Raw genomic sequence first — 16643 nt, 5'->3', positions numbered from 1 at the left:
TTTGGATTGATAATTCTCTTATAAACCCGCGAAAACTCTCTTTTGAACAGATCTTGGCATCATTTTTGCCAGTGTTATCAGGCGGCCAACTGACTTCTCACCCCTTCTGTTCATCTTTCTGTGCATTTCGTGATGCCTCATGAGCCATGGCTTCACATCATTATCCCAATTTTGCTGATAGAGCATCGGATTTCCTGCCACGATACTCTGAGCTGCCAGCTTGCCAGACCAAAATGCTCCTTGCAAACCACCTGCTGTGGTATTAAGAACGGCATTAACCATATCTCCTGTATAAAGGTAATTTCCCTTTACCACTGTATCCAGTGGTTTAGTCAAGGGAATCTGGTGCGCCATTGTGGAAATAATTTCTCCTTTAAGTTCGGGGTATATCTTGTCAAATTCATATAAAACTTCTTTAGGCTGTTTTCCGTTTCCAGGATAGAAGCATACACCTATCTTTCTCGATGTTTCAGACTCGGCAAAGTCCCATAAGTATCCCCCAGGGACTCTATCACTGAACCACAATATCATTTGAAAGTCCTTTCTACTGGGTACCCTTCTAATCTCTTCATAAGCTACCAATACCTCATTTTTACCCAATTTTTCTCCAAATTTTGATTGTGGACCGGCTGCAAATATTACGTTCTTGGCTCTAAATATTTCTGAATCTGTCCTTATTTCATTTCCTGAAACCTCGTTTACTCTGGTATTTAACCTAATGTTCAATTTTTTCCCCGAAAACTCATCTGCAAGATATTTTTCATATTTTGTAAAGTCGTAAACGAATCCGACAGTCTTGTTGAAATTAAGATCTATTCTTTTTCCAGACTCAGTCCTGAAACTCATATTCTGAATTTCAGCAGAAATTATATTTGGATCGACAGGCATACCAATCTTTCTCACCCACTCCAGTGAAACAGCTCCTGTAGATCTCACAGGTAGACCTATCTCGGATTTTTTATCCAGTATAATGTACGATTTCCCGTTTTTTTCCAGTTCTGCCCCGGCTGATAACCCAGCTGTTCCTGCACCGATTATTACAACATCAAAGTCATCTGCATTCAATGTGATTTACCATTAGGAAAGATGAGATTAAAATTTTTACCATGGGTGTGGAAGATCATAGATCCTTAAACATGAAAATATTTATAGGATGTAATAAAACCAATTTTATTATATATTCTACAAGGTTTTCCAATCATGATAGAAGAGAAGACCCTTAACAAGGAAAGGGATGTTCATTATATTAAAATAGAAATGTACAGAGCACCCTTAATTATCATCAGGGGAAAAAGAGGGTATGTGATGTGCGGTTACCTGAATATTGAAACTGCAGAAAAACTAGGAGATGCGGGAGCCTTGGTGAGAGGTGTAAAAGACCTTCAAACGATGATGAATGCCACTATTGAAGAAACAACAACTGCAGCTGAATCCATTGGACTTCATAAGGGTAAAAAGGTAGAAGAGGTCATTGACCTCCTATGAGGCTTAATGCATCCGTTGCAGTATGCCTCTTTCATGGCAATGTTATCTTAATGAAGAGGCGTAAAAGGGAAGGGGACCCTTGGTCCGGTGATATTAGCTTCCCCGGAGGATTTGTAAAGGAGGGTGAATCTTTCCGGGATGCTGCCAAGAGGGAATTTGAAGAAGAGACGGGAATAAATCGTAATCACCTAATGGAAATTTCTGAAATGGATTTTTTTCATCCTGTAAGGTTTAAGGAAATGAATGTTAAACCATTTATTTTCAAAACACAGGAGATGTTCCCGGTGAAGCCTAACGATGAAATGATAGGAGGTGGATGGTATGACATACATAAATTACACCTTGAAAGGGACCAAAATCGGGGAGAATTTTTTCAAATTGATGACATTATAATATGGGGGCTTACCTTCAGAATCCTTAAAGCGATCATTGTTGATGAACCTGAATTATTAGAATGAGAAAAAACGGGTCCCTTTCAGGGAAGGGGACACCCTTAATACAAAGTCTGAAAGCATTTTTAATTGATTCTGGATATGCCATACATCTTTTTTTTCTGCCAGGACAAGTACAAATCCCTGCATCCCCCCACCCAGCAATCTGGCCGCCTTTGCTCCATTACTCATTGCTGTTTTTATAATCTTTTCAACCTTCTCCCCAGATATATTTTTACCGAGGGATTTTTTAATTTCCCATCCTTCGTTCACCTTTTTGCAAAAATTTGCCCAATCTGAATCTTCCGTAAAATCAAGCAGATCTCTTGCAACCTGCTTTAGATGACTTAAGTTATCTAGAACATCCTTCTCCCCTCTTTCTGATTTTACAACCTGCTCTTTGAGGGCCTCTGAACTTTCCCTTGTACTACCCGTATAGGCGATAATCATGCCTTCTTCAAGTTTTTTCATTATATCTGTTTCTTCAAGATGCCTGAAAAACAAGGAGCTACCGTCAGATTCCATATATTTGAACCCACCTTCCGCTATTGCATATGGATCCTGGATTCCGAGGGTAATGTTGAAGTGACGTCTTTCTGTCTCATATGATTTCTTTGCAAGGTCTAATGTGCCTGAGTACTCTTCATTAATTTCCTGAATTATTCGAATCATGGAATTTACCATAGCACTAGATGAACCAAGTCCAGAACCGGGTGGAACTTCCCCGTTAATGTATATCCTCCCCTTGCTGATACCATTTTTGACAAAGAGTTCCATTATTTTCTCCTGAAAACTTGATTCAGACTCAGAACCGAAAACTATTGTCTTTAGGAAATCTCTGGAAGTAATTTCCAATGGAGAAGAATCCTCTGTATAGATTACGTAAACACCCCTGTCAATAGTAGTATTAATGACACTTGTACCGTACTTTTCCAAAAATGGCGAAATATCAGTTCCACCCCCTGCAAAGCTTACTCTAAGGGGGCTGTAGGAGCTAATCCTTTTCATAACCTATCCTTATGCTCTTCTATTTTAATATAATTTTCTTGGATTAATTACGCTGGTAACTTATTCCTATCACTTCACAGATTCATTAAAAACTGCGAAAAATGCTAACCTGATTGTGAATTTATCTTACCCCGATTACTCTCTTAAGGAAATATCTGTCAATTCTAAAAAATCTATGATACGAAGATATATTTCATGGCACTCTAAGATAGGTCAATAATGAAATATACTCCAAAAACTTATTACTTCCATAGGCTTCACAAACATATGGAAATCTGGACCGAGGCCCTTAGACCAAGAAACTTTTCAGAACTCCTTCTTTCAAGAGAAACAAGAGAAAAGGTAGAGAACTGGGTTAGATCTTGGGAGAGTGGAGAGCCTACCAAAAATGGCCTTCTGCTCTGGGGTGAACCGGGATGTGGGAAGACTTCCACGGCTTATGCCATATCCCAGGAAAAAGGATGGAAGATGCTGGAGGTCAACTCTTCCGATTATCGAAACGAATCTTTCCTGAAAGAGACTGCCGGAATGTACTCCCTTTATTCTGATCTAACTTCGTTCTCTGAACCTGAAAGTTCTGTAAGACCGATGAAAATGATACTTATCGATGAAGCTGACAATATATTTGAAAGGGTTAGTTCTGGAAGCAGTTCAAAAAACTCTGGAAATGAGATTGGAGGATATCGAACCATAATAGACATACTTAAAACAACAAAGTATCCAATAATCATTACCATGAACGATTTCTGGGAATTCCAGAGAAGGTCAACTGCAAAGGAAATAATATCCAGATGTGATGTTGTTCAGGTTTTTCTGTATAAAAGAAGAAATGATTTGGATTATAAAAATGCCGTATCAAAGCTTACAGAGAAACTTTTAAACCTCTGCAAGGAAAATGGACTAAGTGCTGAGCGCACCCCGATTGAAGAAATAGTGAGAGAAAATCTACCTGACATTAGAAGCGCAATCAACGATGTTGAAAGTTATGCCCTTTCTGGAGGAGGGACTTATGGTAGTGCAAGTATAAGGGACACCCATGAGCAGATATTTGAAACCATAAGATCCATGCTTAAAGGAAATGATATTGCAGGAAATTTAAAACTTCTAAGAGATGCAGATGTTGATAAGGATACTCTTGTTCAATGGATAAGTACAAACGGAGTAAAAGAGTGCAATACTATGGATTCCCTTGTAAAAATGGAGGATCTTGTATCCAGGGCTGACCTTCTATCCCGACTGGCATCAAGAACTAGAAATTTCAGACTCTGGATATATGTAGATGATCTGGTGGCGTCAGCATTCACAGTGTCTGATAAAAGGGGAGGATACACAAAGTATGAATTTCCAAATTATATAATGGCAATGAGCAAATCAAGAAAGATAAGGAATGCCATAGATCGAGTTTGTAGGGCTATGGAAATAGGTTTCCATATTTCATACACGGATGCAATAGAAATGAGACCATACTTTAAGCAAATTGTCAGTGGGATGAAAAATCCAAATACTGAACTTTCTCTATATCTCAACGATATAGCGGATAGAGAAATTGCCCTTTCAATGCTAACAGAGAAAAGGAAATCCTTTGATCCGGTTACTCCTGATGACCTAAAAATTTATCTCTCATAAGTTTTAATTTTTTCCTTACATTTTTTGATTGTTCCACTAACTGTTATTACAGAAACGCCCTTTAATTTTCTTCTTACATAGGATGAAATGTAATCCTTAGAGAACTGATCCCCCAAAATAATGGAATAATTGTCGGTTTTGAATTTTTCTTTCGCCTTAAAGTTTTTAAATATATCCCTCACTGCTGTGTCCAGATCTTCCCGATTTCCCTCAAGAAGCATGTATCTCTTGCGATAGGGTGAACATTTCATGAGTGAGAGGAATGAAAAACTCTTTTAAAATCTTCTCTTATCAAAACCTAGATTGATAAGATTCACATGATTTAGAGATGAAAGGAAATGAAACTGAGGAATTCATAAAATTATTTATTATAGCATTGTATCTCCCTTTTACATTAGTTAAAGGTAGAAAGATATGGTAAATCATTCAAATCTTTACGGGAAGATATCTGAAAGCTGGAATTCACCAAAGAAATCAGAAATATTGTTATTTCAAAGGCAAAGAATGGTGGAGTGGAGAAGAGGGGGTGCCATAGAGAGATTGGATTACCCCACGAGACTTGATAGGGCAAGATCTCTTGGATACAGGGCTAAGAACGGTTATGTAGTAGTCAGGGCAAGAGTTAGAAGAGGGGGTTCAAACAGACCAAAGATTATGGGAGGAAGAAGACCCAGAAGGATGGCATATAGCAAGCTCACAAGAAAGAAAAGCATACAGTGGATAGCTGAAGAGAGGGTTGCAGATAAGTATCCAAACATGGAGGTTTTGAATTCATATTATGTTGGCGAGGATGGTTTTTACAAATATTATGAAGTGATCCTTGTGGACAGGAGTAAACCTGAGGTATATAGGGACCCCAGAATTTCATGGATATCAGAGCCTCAAAACAGGGGAAGAGTTTACAGGGGTCTTACATCTGCAGGATACAAGGGCAGGGGACTCAGAACCGGAAGAAAGAACTCAGCTAAGAGCAGGCCCTCTATAAGGGCAAACGGTAGACTCAGAAGATAGTCCTTTTTTAATGCCGCGGTGGCCCAGTGGTACGGCGCCAGACTTGAGATCTGGTTCCCTTGTGGATCGGGAGTTCGAATCTCTCCCGCGGCGTTCCTCATTAATTGATTCATGAGTTCAGAATTCAAAAGCGTTTTTTTGAATTTTCTTGATTTTTCTCATTTTTTCTATTTCCGGGTAAATCTGGTTAATCTGTTTTCCTTTGCTTGCCATAATACAATAAAAAATTGAATCACATTTCAGTGCCTTTAGAAACTATACTTATGAAAGTTTTTACTTAATGTAAAAAATTATGGTTTATAGATTACCTTAGATCGGGGGTTGCCATTTCTTTATTTTCCTTTGAAAGATCCTCAAGTGATTTACCCTTCGCCTCAGTTATGGCCAGCTGTATTAAAATTATTGAGGCAAAAGCGATTCCGGCATAGAGAAAGAATACCTTTCCCAGACCGATTGCAGATAACAATTGAGGAAATGAGGCAATCGCAAGACCATAGACCATCCTATCGATGAAGACGTTCAATCCCTGTCCTGTTGCTCTCACCTTGGTTGCAATCAACTCTGGAACCACAATTGTCCCACCAATTACAGTAGCAGGTCCAACTGAGGAAAAGAAATAATTAAACATATAGAATGTAAAACCCAAAATAGCTGATATACCCACAAGATTTGATGCGACTCCTGTACTTCCAGATATTCCGAATAGATGGGGGTCCAAAAGGAGAATTGAATATAACAAGAGAGCTAAGGAAACACCAATATATCCAAAGGTTACAAGAGTCTTCCGCCCTACCTTATCAAGAAGATATGCTGACAATAATGTTCCCGGTAAACCGGCAAGAAATACAGCCGCATATGTGAATGATATTGGGGTCATACCGAGATTTTGAGCAATTGTGATGGGCCCATAGAACGTAAATGTACTGGAATATGCGTCGTAAAGAACCCACAAAGTTGATCCCGCCAGGACTACAGGTAATGCCTTTCCCAATCTTTTCCAGTATCGTGTTCCATCCTTTCCCATAGAGTTAGAATCATCCGGCATAATGCCCTCATATGCTTTCTTGTTTACTTTTCCCTTAACTCTTGCAGAAAACCGGTATGTTTCTGGTATCTTTCTGCGGTAGTAAATTACAAGAAGTGATGGAATAGCACCAAAACCCAAAACTAAGCGCCATGAGATGCCTTCAGGCAAAATCAATAAACTTAATTGATCAACGAAAGCGGAAAGGACTGCTCCAAAAAGATACATTACAGAAAATGAAATTGCCATCAATTTACCACGGTTTGATCTGCTTGAGTTTTCTGCCATTATGACAGGAGACATCACAAGGTCTCCCCCAATGCCAAAGCCCATTATAAGTCTGGCCAATAATAGCCACGTGAATCCACTCACGAAAAACTGTGCCAAAGAACCTATAAAGATAAGTAAAAGATCAAAACCATAAGCTGGCTTTCTTCCAATTCTATCAGCTGTGACACCGAATAAAATACCACCGGCCGCTGCCCCAAAATATGTGGAACCTGTTATAAATGACAACTGTGAATTGGACAAATTCATAAAATTTAATATGGAAAAATAAACCAGCGATATGGCATAAAGATTGTAAGAATCTGAAAAAACGCCTATTCCAGAAACTATAACGCTCTTAATCTGGAACCGACTTAATTTCGCATGACTTTGAGTATTTTCCATTTTTGGACATTTCATCATTGTTATAAAATATTTGGGTAGATACTTAAATTTGAGTAATTATAGAACTTCTTCATAATCGTCTATAATGCTAATTTTTTCTTCGTTTGAAAGTATTTCAGATACTTTAAATTCAGGAATTCAGTGACAAAATATAATTTCTGTCTTATTCCGATGATGGATCTAAGGGGAATCATCATTTGAGAGCCGGATTTCCCTTAAGCTGTAGACGCTGTCAAGATAGTTTTTGTGTCTCTCTCGTCCGGCTTCATTCCAGTGTTTTTCAATTCCTCTGTAAAAATTACTTAAGAGATTCTTCTCAACTAAGTAATATGAAATAACCTCACTTTCCTTCACCTCCGTTCTCAGGGAGGTTGCTCCATAGTATTGCTTTATAACATCCATGTAAAAGTCACTCATAAAACTTGATCTGACGGAGATCTCAAAAAGGTTTTTCTCCTTGTTTATGATTCTGTAATTGAAATTCCCATGTATTTCAGATTCTTTACCTCGGAACACTAGTTTTAAGATGTTTTCATTCCCAAAAAATTTCGGAATAAAAATCCCAAAATTTTGAAACAGACCTTCATTTTCCTCATACCTTTCCCTTTCTGTGATCATCCACTTCGTTTTTACAACCTCAACATTGCATTGGCCACATTCGTTTTCTAAATATATGTTAAGAAGAATATTTAATTCATTATCCTGTTCACCGAAATATTCCACTGAGATCTTAAAATTTTTTAAGGCTTCTGTAATATTTAATATATTTTTGGATACCTCAGAATTTGAAGACTCATCAAATTCTACTTGAATGTACATATTTCCTTCCACAATCAAAACAGCAGGTGTTACCCTGGCTCCAACTATATCATTTATTTTCCTTAAAACTACTTGGAACGAATCTGGAAGTATGATCTGAAGTATGGAATTGTCCTTAAAAATTACTGAATTGTTGTCCCATTTATCAAGCGTATTTTTAAAACGCCCCATTTCAGCTTCAGACATTGTGTGGCCTACATTCTTGTAAATCAAATAAGTACCATTTTCCCTTGTCAGCAACAGGAAAATATTATTGAAACCATAGTAGTTATCACCAAGATGTATAACCTTAGGAAAAAGGTCATCAACCCTTATTATTACGCATTTATTGAAAATCTGATTGCCCCACAACACAGCCAGGTAATAATATATGAGAATTTATAATTTATCAATAATTCATTAAATTTTCTTGAAAGTGACTTAATGTTTATTCTTACTTGATTATTATTGAGATAAGTAATATCATCCCAAAAAGGAGATTATAGATTTCTCTGGATCCACAAAGTCCTTACACTGGTAAACCTTAGGATTCCAAATTTTGAAAGTTCGCCTCCCTATCTTCTATTCCAGATTACAATGAAATGCAGCCTTGCATCGGTTATCACAATCTTGTTGACAAATACCATCCTAGTTCTTATTTTAGATATTATCTTCCCTGCACTTTTAATGTACCTACCTTTGGATTCCCCTAACCCAAATTGAGTTTCATTGGTAATCATAACAACCTCCTCAACTGTGCTGAATTTTTTCGTTTTAGCTACAGATTCATAAACTTCTTCATCTTATGATAACACAATTTTTGCGATCCTTCAGGCTATAATATTTCCTGCTTCCTCCATTAGTTTCAAGATCTCCAGGACTTATGATAATCTTTATCTGTTCTTTTACAGCATCTGCCTATGATTTTGAGGAAAGCGACCCAAGGCCGGTCTTATCATCAAGTTGATTTTCCATAATTACTTATTCAATGTCTGATTTTAATGCCCATAAACTGCTCGGATATATCTGAATTTACAATAGGTCTCTTTGATGGAGTATAACTCTGACTATTGTTATGACGTTTTCCATTTTTGGCCGGAAGTGAAGATTTTTCAATGTCACAATCTTCCAACAAAACAAGTGGATCAGAATACCCAAATTTAAGCACATTCTTCCCTATATGCATTCAGGCTTCATCGGCAACCTGTGAACCTGAGTGTGTTCAGTCTGTGAATGAAATGCCGTTAAGGTATTTTATGGCAGAGATCGCCCTTGATCCATCAGCAGTGAATTCACGGAACGTAGGAATATTAAATATCCATTCTATCTTATGGGCTTTGTCGGTAAGTATTGATGCGTGTTTCAAAACTAATTCTTTAACTGCCAGTGAAGCTTGAAAAACAACCCCTAAGAGTTCAAATCCCATAAAACTTTTATCTGCTGTTGTTTCAATGGTGTTGTCTGCAAGAAATTTGACTTCATGGCCAGAAAAATACCGTGTCATGTATATGCATTTATCGATTTCTAGCTTACTTTACAATGTAATTTTGCCCATTTCAGATGAATTACTCTGGCAAGATTATCTATTTCACTTTTAATAGTAGGTATTAGGGATTTCTTAAGGTATCATATCTGTTTATGAAACCTTTTTCTCGAACCATTTGTCTATTATTTACATGATTGAATATGCCACTTATTTTACACTAACTATGCCCCCTGAAGTTTCCGGCAACTTTCATTTCAAAGGGGTTGACCGTTTCTATTTTCATGAATTTTCACGTTAAGACCAGTTAAAACCTTTTTCGATTTGATTATAAAATACTTTAAAACGAACCATACAAAATTGTTACAGAAAGGTAATTCTTTAAGATTCTTTACAAAATTGCAATATCTTATCCCTGGTCTGGTTATAGACAGAATTATCAACTGTAAATGAACCCGCTTTCCTCGCATCATCCAGGGATTTTCTCATTATTATTCTATAGTTCCTTATGTTAGATGATAATCTACTTCCAGGTGAACTAAAATGAGTGTATTTTTCTCTCTCGTTTAGCCTTTTAATGTGAAGATCTTCGTCTTCAATATAGATGTATACGGATTTTATTTTATCCATAATTCCCTCCAGCTGTTCAGGTATGAAGTAAAGTGTTTCAATTATGACCGGTTCACCATTATCAATAGCCCTATTTATTATCCTCCGTGTTGCCCTATTTACCATCTCTCCCTGCGAATAGAACCCTTTGATCACATTTTCCTCAGAGTTTTCTCCAAAGAATTTCCAGCTATTATAAACACTTGTGTTCAGTATGCTTCCCTCATCTACAAAACTCCTTATTGCCTCTCTTATATAATCGCCTGAAAGCACAAGATTAATTCCAAGATTTCGCGCAATATAACCAGAGATGCTCGTTTTACCAACCCCCGGAACACCACCAATTAATATAATCGGTACCTTATCGCTCATATTCTTACCCCCGTCATGGACTCTATATCCCTTGAATCGATCACATATGCAATTTTGGAAATACATTCAAGACTATTGAAATGAGTTCTTTCTGATTGGCTTGATATGCAGTCAGAAATAACTATTGGAACAAAACCATTATCGGCAGCTGCCATGCAATTAAGCATTATTTCAAGTTCTGTGTTAAATCCTGTAAATACTATATTCCTTTTATTTCCGAAATTTTCCATCTCTTCAGTGTTACTCGAATCAAAAACAGATATGGACATACTTTTTATCCACTTCCCTTCTGCTTTTTTAAAGCCCTTGTATTCAGCCAAAAGAGAGGCTTCTATTTCGTTAATTGAATGAGTTCGAAACATTATGCTTTTATTTTCAACGTATTCTTTAAATTCAGCGTCTTTGCCCCTGTAAAGTGCAGATGGTGTCGAAACATAAAAATTTTGAATCTTCATATCATTGAGAAATTTATTGAAGTATTTGTAGGCAGTTAAAAATTCCATTTTTGAAAAACAGGAAGTAAAATGCCTTTCATCGTTGTTTAAACATATATGAATGAAATCACCTGAAAGGAGAATTTTTTTAACCGAATCAATGAGCATCATTAACCAGATATGCACTTTATGATAAAAGAATGTTCTTACCTGTGAATTTACTTTTGTCATACATTACAAAATACGTAAAAGAATGTAATATCATGGAATTATAGGAATAAGTTTAGTTCGATTAATATACCACATAAGGATCAGGAGATGGAGCGGAGGTTGTCGAGCTAGGTTAAAGGCGATGGATTTAGGGTCCATTCCCGCAGGGGTTCGCCGGTTCGAATCCGGCCCTCCGCACTTTGAACGTTTGCATATTTGAACCACTCCCATAATCCTAATTTGAACCTTTAAAGAGTCTTTCTAGAATCTGCATATCAAACATTAAACGGAAGTAACTTAATTCCAATAAAAATGAATGGAAATTGCTTCGAATTCTTAAATTTTCAACTTCATTCCCCTTACCAAAAACATGAAAAAAATGAAACATATGAAAAGACAATAATGTTTATATAGAAGTTTATTTTTACTACCTGATAACTATGATGGGAGGACAACCAGTTTTCATATTAAAAGAAGGTTCAAAGAGAGAAACAGGAAAGGATGCTATGAAATCTAACATAGAGGCTGCAAAAGGAATCGCAGCAGCGGTAAGAACCAGTCTTGGACCAAGGGGAATGGACAAGATGCTTGTGGATTCCCTTGGTGATATTGTGATAACAAATGATGGTGTCACAATACTGAAGGAAATGGATGTTGAGCATCCAGCTGCTAAAATGATGGTAGAGGTCTCTAAGACACAGGATTCCATGGTTGGAGATGGAACAACGACAGCAGTGGTTATTGCTGGCGCACTTTTGCAGGAGGCGGAAGGGCTCATAAATCAGAATGTTCATCCAACCGTTATTGCGGACGGTTACAGAATGGCAGCCCAAAAGGCAAAAGAGATCCTGGATGAGTCCGGAATGAAAGTTTCAATAAATGATAAGGACATTATAATGAAAATGGCCTCTACATCTCTCAGTAGCAAATCCGCCTCGTCAAGCAAGGAAAAATTAGCGGAAATATCCTATGAAACAATAAAGGCTGTTGCAGAAAAGACAGAAAATGGATACAAAGTAGATATGGATAATGTCCAGATTGTAAAGAAACAGGGCGGAGAAATTGACGACACGACTCTGATTTATGGTATTATCGTTGACAAGGAAAAAGTGCATCCCGGAATGCCAGATGTTGTTAAGAACGCAAAAATAGCAGTTCTGAATGCAGCTTTGGAAATTAAGAAGCCAGAGTTCGATACCAATATAAGAATTGATGATCCGGGAATGATACAAAAATTCCTATCAGAGGAGGAAAACCTATTAAGAGAAATGGTAAAGAAAGTTAAAGATACCGGTGCAACTGTATTAATAACGCAGAAGGGCATCGATGACCTTGCTCAGCACTATCTCTCAAAGGAAGGAATTTATGCTGTGAGAAGGGTTAAGAAGAGTGACATAGAGAAACTTGCAAAGGCAACCGGTGCATCAATTGCATCATCCATTGATGAACTAAGTGCCTCTGACCTTGGAAAGGCAGAAAAAGTTGAACAGATAAAGATCGGAGACGATTACCTTACATTTGTTACAGGATGCAAAAATCCAAAGGCAGTATCACTCTTAGTAAGGGGCGGAACAGAGCATGTTGTTGACGAGATAGAGAGGTCAATTGTGGACTCAATCCATGTAGTTGCAGCGGCAATCGAGGATGGAAAATATGTTACCGGTGGAGGGTCATCTGCCGTTGAAATTGCGGTTAGGATGAGAGAATATGCAAACAAAGTCGGAGGAAGACAACAGCTGGCAATTGAAAAATTCGCCAATGCCCTAGAAGAGATTCCAAGGGCATTATCAGAGAATGCGGGAATTAATGCAATTGACGTGCTTATAAACCTCAGAAATGCCCATGCCTCGGGAAAGAAAAAATATGGAATAAATCTATTCACCGGAGAAATCGAGGATATGGAAAAGGCCGGGGTTATCGAACCGATCAGGGTTGGAAAACAGGCCATAGACGCCGCTACAGAAGCTGCTGTGATGATACTCAGGATAGATGATGTTATCGCAACAAAGGGCTCTAAGGGCAGTTCTCCTTCACCTGGAGCAGGTTCATCTGGCGACGATTGAACTTAAAAACTTTATTAATCTCCCTTTATTTTAGGTTCGAGTGTTTTCTGAAAAATCTCCAATAATTGTAATACAAACTGTCGTTTCATCATTTATCGGATATGTAGCACTTTTCTTCATTAATCGTTATGTAGGTCCGGTTTATTGGGGATATTTAAGTTATGCCATCGCCTTTGGAGGGTTATTTACACTAATAACAGATCTTGGTTTTTCAAGCGCAAATGTTAAATTTATTACGCAGGAGAATGAACGTACAAAGAACCTGTCAGCATTTCTTTTTATTAAGATAGTTCTTTCCATCCTTTTTGTATGTTTGACTGTCGGAGCTTTGTTATTCTGGGTTTATGTACTACACAAGGGATTTGAGAACCCCATTGAATTTTGGACGATAATTGGAATATTGCCCTATTATGCAATTTATAACTTAATTTCCGTCCCCAATTCCTTTTATCAGGCCAATATTGACTCTAAAAATATTGCAATCCCAAGATTGATTGAATCTGTGATTAGAAATGGTATATTTATTATGATTGGTGTTGTATATTTCTTCAATCTTGAAGGCAACATTGGTGTTGGAATATCAGTTATACTAGCACTAATTTATGGCCTTTCCTATTCTGTCTATCTGGCGGTAGCGATGAACAGAGGGAGACCTTGGCATTTTCAGAGACCAGACTTCAAAACTATAAGGAAGTATGCTGTCTTTGCAGCACCACTGGCATTCTCTTCAAGTATAGCCACAATAAATGGAAATATTGATAAGATAATAATACAATTTTTCTACGGTGCCCTTGCCACTGGTGCATTTTATACAGACCAGAGACTTTTAATCATTGTAACATCCTTAACAGGCTCCGTAAGCATATTCATTTTACCTCTCCTTTCTTCAAAAATAAAGCTGAGTAATTTGGAATTCGATGCCAGTGTTATTGAATATGAAAGGATTGTGTCCTTAATAACATTACCATTCGTTCTTATATTTTTTTGGTTATCGCCCTATATACTTAATATTTACAGTAAAGCTTATCTTGGATATTATGCAGCTCTCAGCGTTCTGGCAGTGGGTTCCTATATATCAGCTATACAATATCCCTTTCTTCAGGCTTTAATATCAAAGGATGGACAGAGTAAAATAGCAAAAATATCAACTATGGGCATAATCATTAACATTATATTAAATGTTATATTTATTCCGCCGTACCTCTTTGGGATAAAACTCCTTGGACTCAGTGATCTCGGAGCTGCACTGGGCTATACCATCTCATCGTTGGTTACCTATCTACTTTTTAAGCACATATACAGACTGCACAACAAAGAGTGGAAAGGATCAGTTCTACACAAACATATCATAATAATTGTTCCTGTTTCATTAATTCTGCTTCTTGGGGACATGTACATAAAGCCCTACCCATTTGTTTTACTCATGCCACTTATAGTTGTATCTTTACTGATGTATCTTGGAATCTCCATACTTATGAAGGAGATTACAATGGAACAGGTCATTACAATAATTAGAGGTGTGTTGGGTTTAAAACAATGATAATCACAAAGCAAATTATTTTATATTTCCAAGAGTTAGTAAGGAGAATACCCCAGTTAAAATATAACCTGAGGAGATCAGGTAGAAAGTAAAAGCCCTAATTGAAATAGAGCCAAAGAAAAGGATTGATGAGGGATAAAATAACCATAACAATGGTAAGGACCTGGACATTAGGGTTCCACACAGGATGAAAATCGCTGCTACAGTGCAAGTATTTTTGGATTCCATCTTTCCTACCTTGTAAATTCCATATACAAATATGGAAAAAAGAATTATAAATCCAAGATATAAATAATTTGTAACAGAAATTATGACTTCATTATTAAGGGTGAACGGGGAGGATGTTGATAAAAGGATTGAAAATGGGATTGTGATACTAATAAGGATGGCACTCAACAAAGCTGCATCGGATTCAGATGAAAATTGAAAACTTGATCCAGGTGAAAGGGATTGAAAATATTTCCACATGACTAAGGATGCAGGAATCAGTAGCATTTCCGAAAATAAGCTTATTGGCATTACATTAAGTGAATATAGGATCAGAGAAGCGGAAATGAGTTTGCCCCATTCAAGGATGATAGAAAGAAATGAGAGAAACGATGATAAAGAAAGCAAGATGGCGAATTCCGAAGGAATCTTTTTAATGTACTCTGAACCCTTAATGAAATTATACAGACATATGGGACAATGAGAGGCATCACCACGAAGGGTTGTCCCACACCTTGGGCATTCCTTTGTGTTAAATTCCGATTCCGTATGAATCCCCTTTTCTTAAATCCAATTCCAAACCTCACTGGAATATTTCATATAGGCATTAATCCTAAAGTTCGTGTCAGCATAATTTTTTCCAATTCTTGATAGAATTCTCATTTGTTCATCAGCCAAAACAGCCGGCATAATGATGACCGTTCTTGCAACTCCGTCAGCTTGTTTGGCCAGCACGGAAATTCTGCTCACGAAATTTTTATTGGATTCGATCCATAACTGATTGGCTATGGGAGATGTTCCTGAGATTAGGGATATGAGTGGGTTTTCTGATATGACTCTTCCTGGAATGTCTTTTACTCCCTTACCTCCGTAAAAAATGAGTTGGTATTTACCTTCTATGGACCTCTGAGGTTTCACCTCGGAATAGGTTTCCATATTGCTCGTGAATTTCCATTCATCAGGTAGATCCTGATCGTAGGATATTACCCAGAGAGGAAGAATTTCATTTAGCCAGTTTAGTTCTCTTATACCTCCATCACTTGGTCCTAGACTATCAATCCTTGATATGGAACTTTCTGATATCTTTGATATTATTCTGTTCATGTTTTTGAGATCAGAGTGATGAAAACGCATTCTTCCGCAAAGTCTGGAATTTTCGATATACATATAGCTGAATAAAAGAGAGGGAATATTGAGAAGATCTTCAGTAAGTAAAGCGCTCCCAGGGATTTCCTTAAGTTCAAGCCTTATTATCTGATAGGGCTCCTTAATTATTGATTTATAAATGCTCGAATTTATATCGAATTTTTCCTTTCCGTTTATTACAAGATATACGTCCATAAACATCTTTCCATCAACAATGTGTATATATACAGGGAGCTTTCCATAATCCCGCTCGATTAATGGCAGAAAACTGCTCTTAATTTCCGTTGAAATGGAAATAGCCATATCAAGTCTTTTATCTACTTCTGAATATAACAACCCATCCTCACCATTAGATAATTATAGTAGAAGTTATTAAATCCATGGAGGATTTCTAAAAACCCATTCCCTGAACAGATAAGGGAACAATAACATTTATTCATGGGATAGCCATGTTACTGTGTGAGTGACCTTTACGACACAGTTCTTAGGGAAAAGTACAGGCAATATTTTGTGAATGATCCACT

16 protein-coding genes and 2 tRNA genes are annotated in these 16643 nt (G+C 37.2%); 8 read left to right on the top strand and 10 right to left on the bottom strand.

Annotated elements, in window-relative coordinates; genetic code table 11:
- Positions 1 to 18: 18 nt before the first annotated feature.
- Positions 19 to 1065: an NAD(P)/FAD-dependent oxidoreductase gene (locus tag ACNF42_RS00540; protein WP_443337725.1), complete on the bottom strand. Its 1047-nt coding sequence runs from the start codon at positions 1063 to 1065 to the stop codon at positions 19 to 21.
- A gap of 135 nt (positions 1066 to 1200) precedes the next feature.
- On the opposite strand from ACNF42_RS00540, the gene ACNF42_RS00535 reads away from it, so the two are divergent.
- Positions 1201 to 1485: a YunC family protein gene (locus ACNF42_RS00535; protein WP_443337723.1), complete on the top strand. Its 285-nt coding sequence runs from the start codon at positions 1201 to 1203 to the stop codon at positions 1483 to 1485.
- Positions 1482 to 1943, top strand: coding sequence for an NUDIX hydrolase (locus tag ACNF42_RS00530; RefSeq protein WP_443337721.1), 462 nt, complete (start codon positions 1482 to 1484; stop codon positions 1941 to 1943). Before ACNF42_RS00535 ends, ACNF42_RS00530 begins: the two co-directional genes overlap by 4 nt.
- On the opposite strand, the gene ACNF42_RS00525 is transcribed toward ACNF42_RS00530, so the two are convergent.
- On the bottom strand, positions 1935 to 2924 hold the full coding sequence (locus ACNF42_RS00525; RefSeq protein ID WP_443337718.1) for a GHMP family kinase ATP-binding protein: 990 nt from the start codon (positions 2922 to 2924) through the stop codon (positions 1935 to 1937). The genes ACNF42_RS00530 and ACNF42_RS00525 overlap by 9 nt on opposite strands.
- A gap of 267 nt (positions 2925 to 3191) precedes the next feature.
- Here ACNF42_RS00525 and ACNF42_RS00520 point away from each other — a divergent pair, with 267 nt between their 5' ends.
- Positions 3192 to 4550: an AAA family ATPase gene (locus ACNF42_RS00520; protein ID WP_443337716.1), complete on the top strand. Its 1359-nt coding sequence runs from the start codon at positions 3192 to 3194 to the stop codon at positions 4548 to 4550.
- Here ACNF42_RS00520 and ACNF42_RS00515 read toward each other — a convergent pair.
- Complete coding sequence (locus ACNF42_RS00515) at positions 4538 to 4801, bottom strand: hypothetical protein (RefSeq protein WP_443337714.1); 264 nt, start codon at positions 4799 to 4801, stop codon at positions 4538 to 4540. The two genes, ACNF42_RS00520 and ACNF42_RS00515, sit on opposite strands and share 13 nt — an antisense overlap.
- Positions 4802 to 4964: 163 nt before the next feature.
- Between ACNF42_RS00515 and ACNF42_RS00510 the strand changes: the two genes are divergently transcribed.
- Both ACNF42_RS00510 and ACNF42_RS00505 read left to right on the top strand, forming a co-directional pair.
- Complete coding sequence (locus ACNF42_RS00510; protein WP_443337711.1) at positions 4965 to 5561, top strand: 50S ribosomal protein L15e; 597 nt, start codon at positions 4965 to 4967, stop codon at positions 5559 to 5561.
- A 12-nt stretch (positions 5562 to 5573) separates the two neighbouring features.
- Positions 5574 to 5654, top strand: a tRNA-Ser gene (locus ACNF42_RS00505).
- Between the two features lie 211 nt (positions 5655 to 5865).
- Here ACNF42_RS00505 and ACNF42_RS00500 read toward each other — a convergent pair.
- From ACNF42_RS00500 to ACNF42_RS00475, 6 genes are all read right to left on the bottom strand, one after another.
- Positions 5866 to 7257, bottom strand: a complete 1392-nt coding sequence (locus tag ACNF42_RS00500) for an MFS transporter (protein ID WP_443337709.1) — start codon at positions 7255 to 7257, stop codon at positions 5866 to 5868.
- A gap of 180 nt (positions 7258 to 7437) precedes the next feature.
- Positions 7438 to 8430, bottom strand: coding sequence for a hypothetical protein (locus ACNF42_RS00495; protein ID WP_443337707.1), 993 nt, complete (start codon positions 8428 to 8430; stop codon positions 7438 to 7440).
- A gap of 200 nt (positions 8431 to 8630) precedes the next feature.
- The gene (locus tag ACNF42_RS00490) at positions 8631 to 8795 is read right to left on the bottom strand and encodes a hypothetical protein (protein ID WP_443337704.1); all 165 of its coding nucleotides are present in this window, start codon (positions 8793 to 8795) and stop codon (positions 8631 to 8633) included.
- A gap of 482 nt (positions 8796 to 9277) precedes the next feature.
- Positions 9278 to 9559 carry a hypothetical protein gene (locus ACNF42_RS00485; protein ID WP_443337701.1) on the bottom strand — a complete coding sequence of 94 codons (282 nt, stop codon included), beginning with the start codon at positions 9557 to 9559 and terminating at the stop codon, positions 9278 to 9280.
- Between the two features lie 360 nt (positions 9560 to 9919).
- Complete coding sequence (locus ACNF42_RS00480; RefSeq protein WP_443337698.1) at positions 9920 to 10519, bottom strand: AAA family ATPase; 600 nt, start codon at positions 10517 to 10519, stop codon at positions 9920 to 9922.
- Complete coding sequence (locus ACNF42_RS00475; protein ID WP_443337695.1) at positions 10516 to 11124, bottom strand: isochorismatase family protein; 609 nt, start codon at positions 11122 to 11124, stop codon at positions 10516 to 10518. Before ACNF42_RS00475 ends, ACNF42_RS00480 begins: the two co-directional genes overlap by 4 nt.
- A 152-nt stretch (positions 11125 to 11276) precedes the next feature.
- Here ACNF42_RS00475 and ACNF42_RS00470 point away from each other — a divergent pair.
- The 3 genes from ACNF42_RS00470 (at position 11277) to ACNF42_RS00460 (ending at position 14766) form a co-directional block, all read left to right on the top strand.
- A tRNA-Leu gene (locus tag ACNF42_RS00470) sits at positions 11277 to 11361 on the top strand.
- A 242-nt stretch (positions 11362 to 11603) separates the two neighbouring features.
- Entirely contained in the window at positions 11604 to 13226 is a 1623-nt protein-coding gene (thsB, locus tag ACNF42_RS00465; protein ID WP_443337692.1) for a thermosome subunit beta, read from the top strand.
- Between the two features lie 40 nt (positions 13227 to 13266).
- Positions 13267 to 14766: an oligosaccharide flippase family protein gene (locus tag ACNF42_RS00460; protein WP_443337690.1), complete on the top strand. Its 1500-nt coding sequence runs from the start codon at positions 13267 to 13269 to the stop codon at positions 14764 to 14766.
- A 771-nt stretch (positions 14767 to 15537) separates the two neighbouring features.
- Here ACNF42_RS00460 and ACNF42_RS00455 read toward each other — a convergent pair.
- Positions 15538 to 16455 (bottom strand): hypothetical protein, encoded by a 918-nt coding sequence (locus ACNF42_RS00455; protein ID WP_443337688.1) that lies wholly within the window; start codon positions 16453 to 16455, stop codon positions 15538 to 15540.
- Positions 16456 to 16643: the final 188 nt, after the last annotated feature.

The organism is Cuniculiplasma thermophilum, assembly GCF_052315355.1.
In the GTDB taxonomy this organism is placed as follows: domain Archaea; phylum Thermoplasmatota; class Thermoplasmata; order Thermoplasmatales; family Thermoplasmataceae; genus Cuniculiplasma.
Note: the sequence above shows the minus strand (reverse complement) of the source record. Positions and strands in the feature narration are given on the sequence as shown.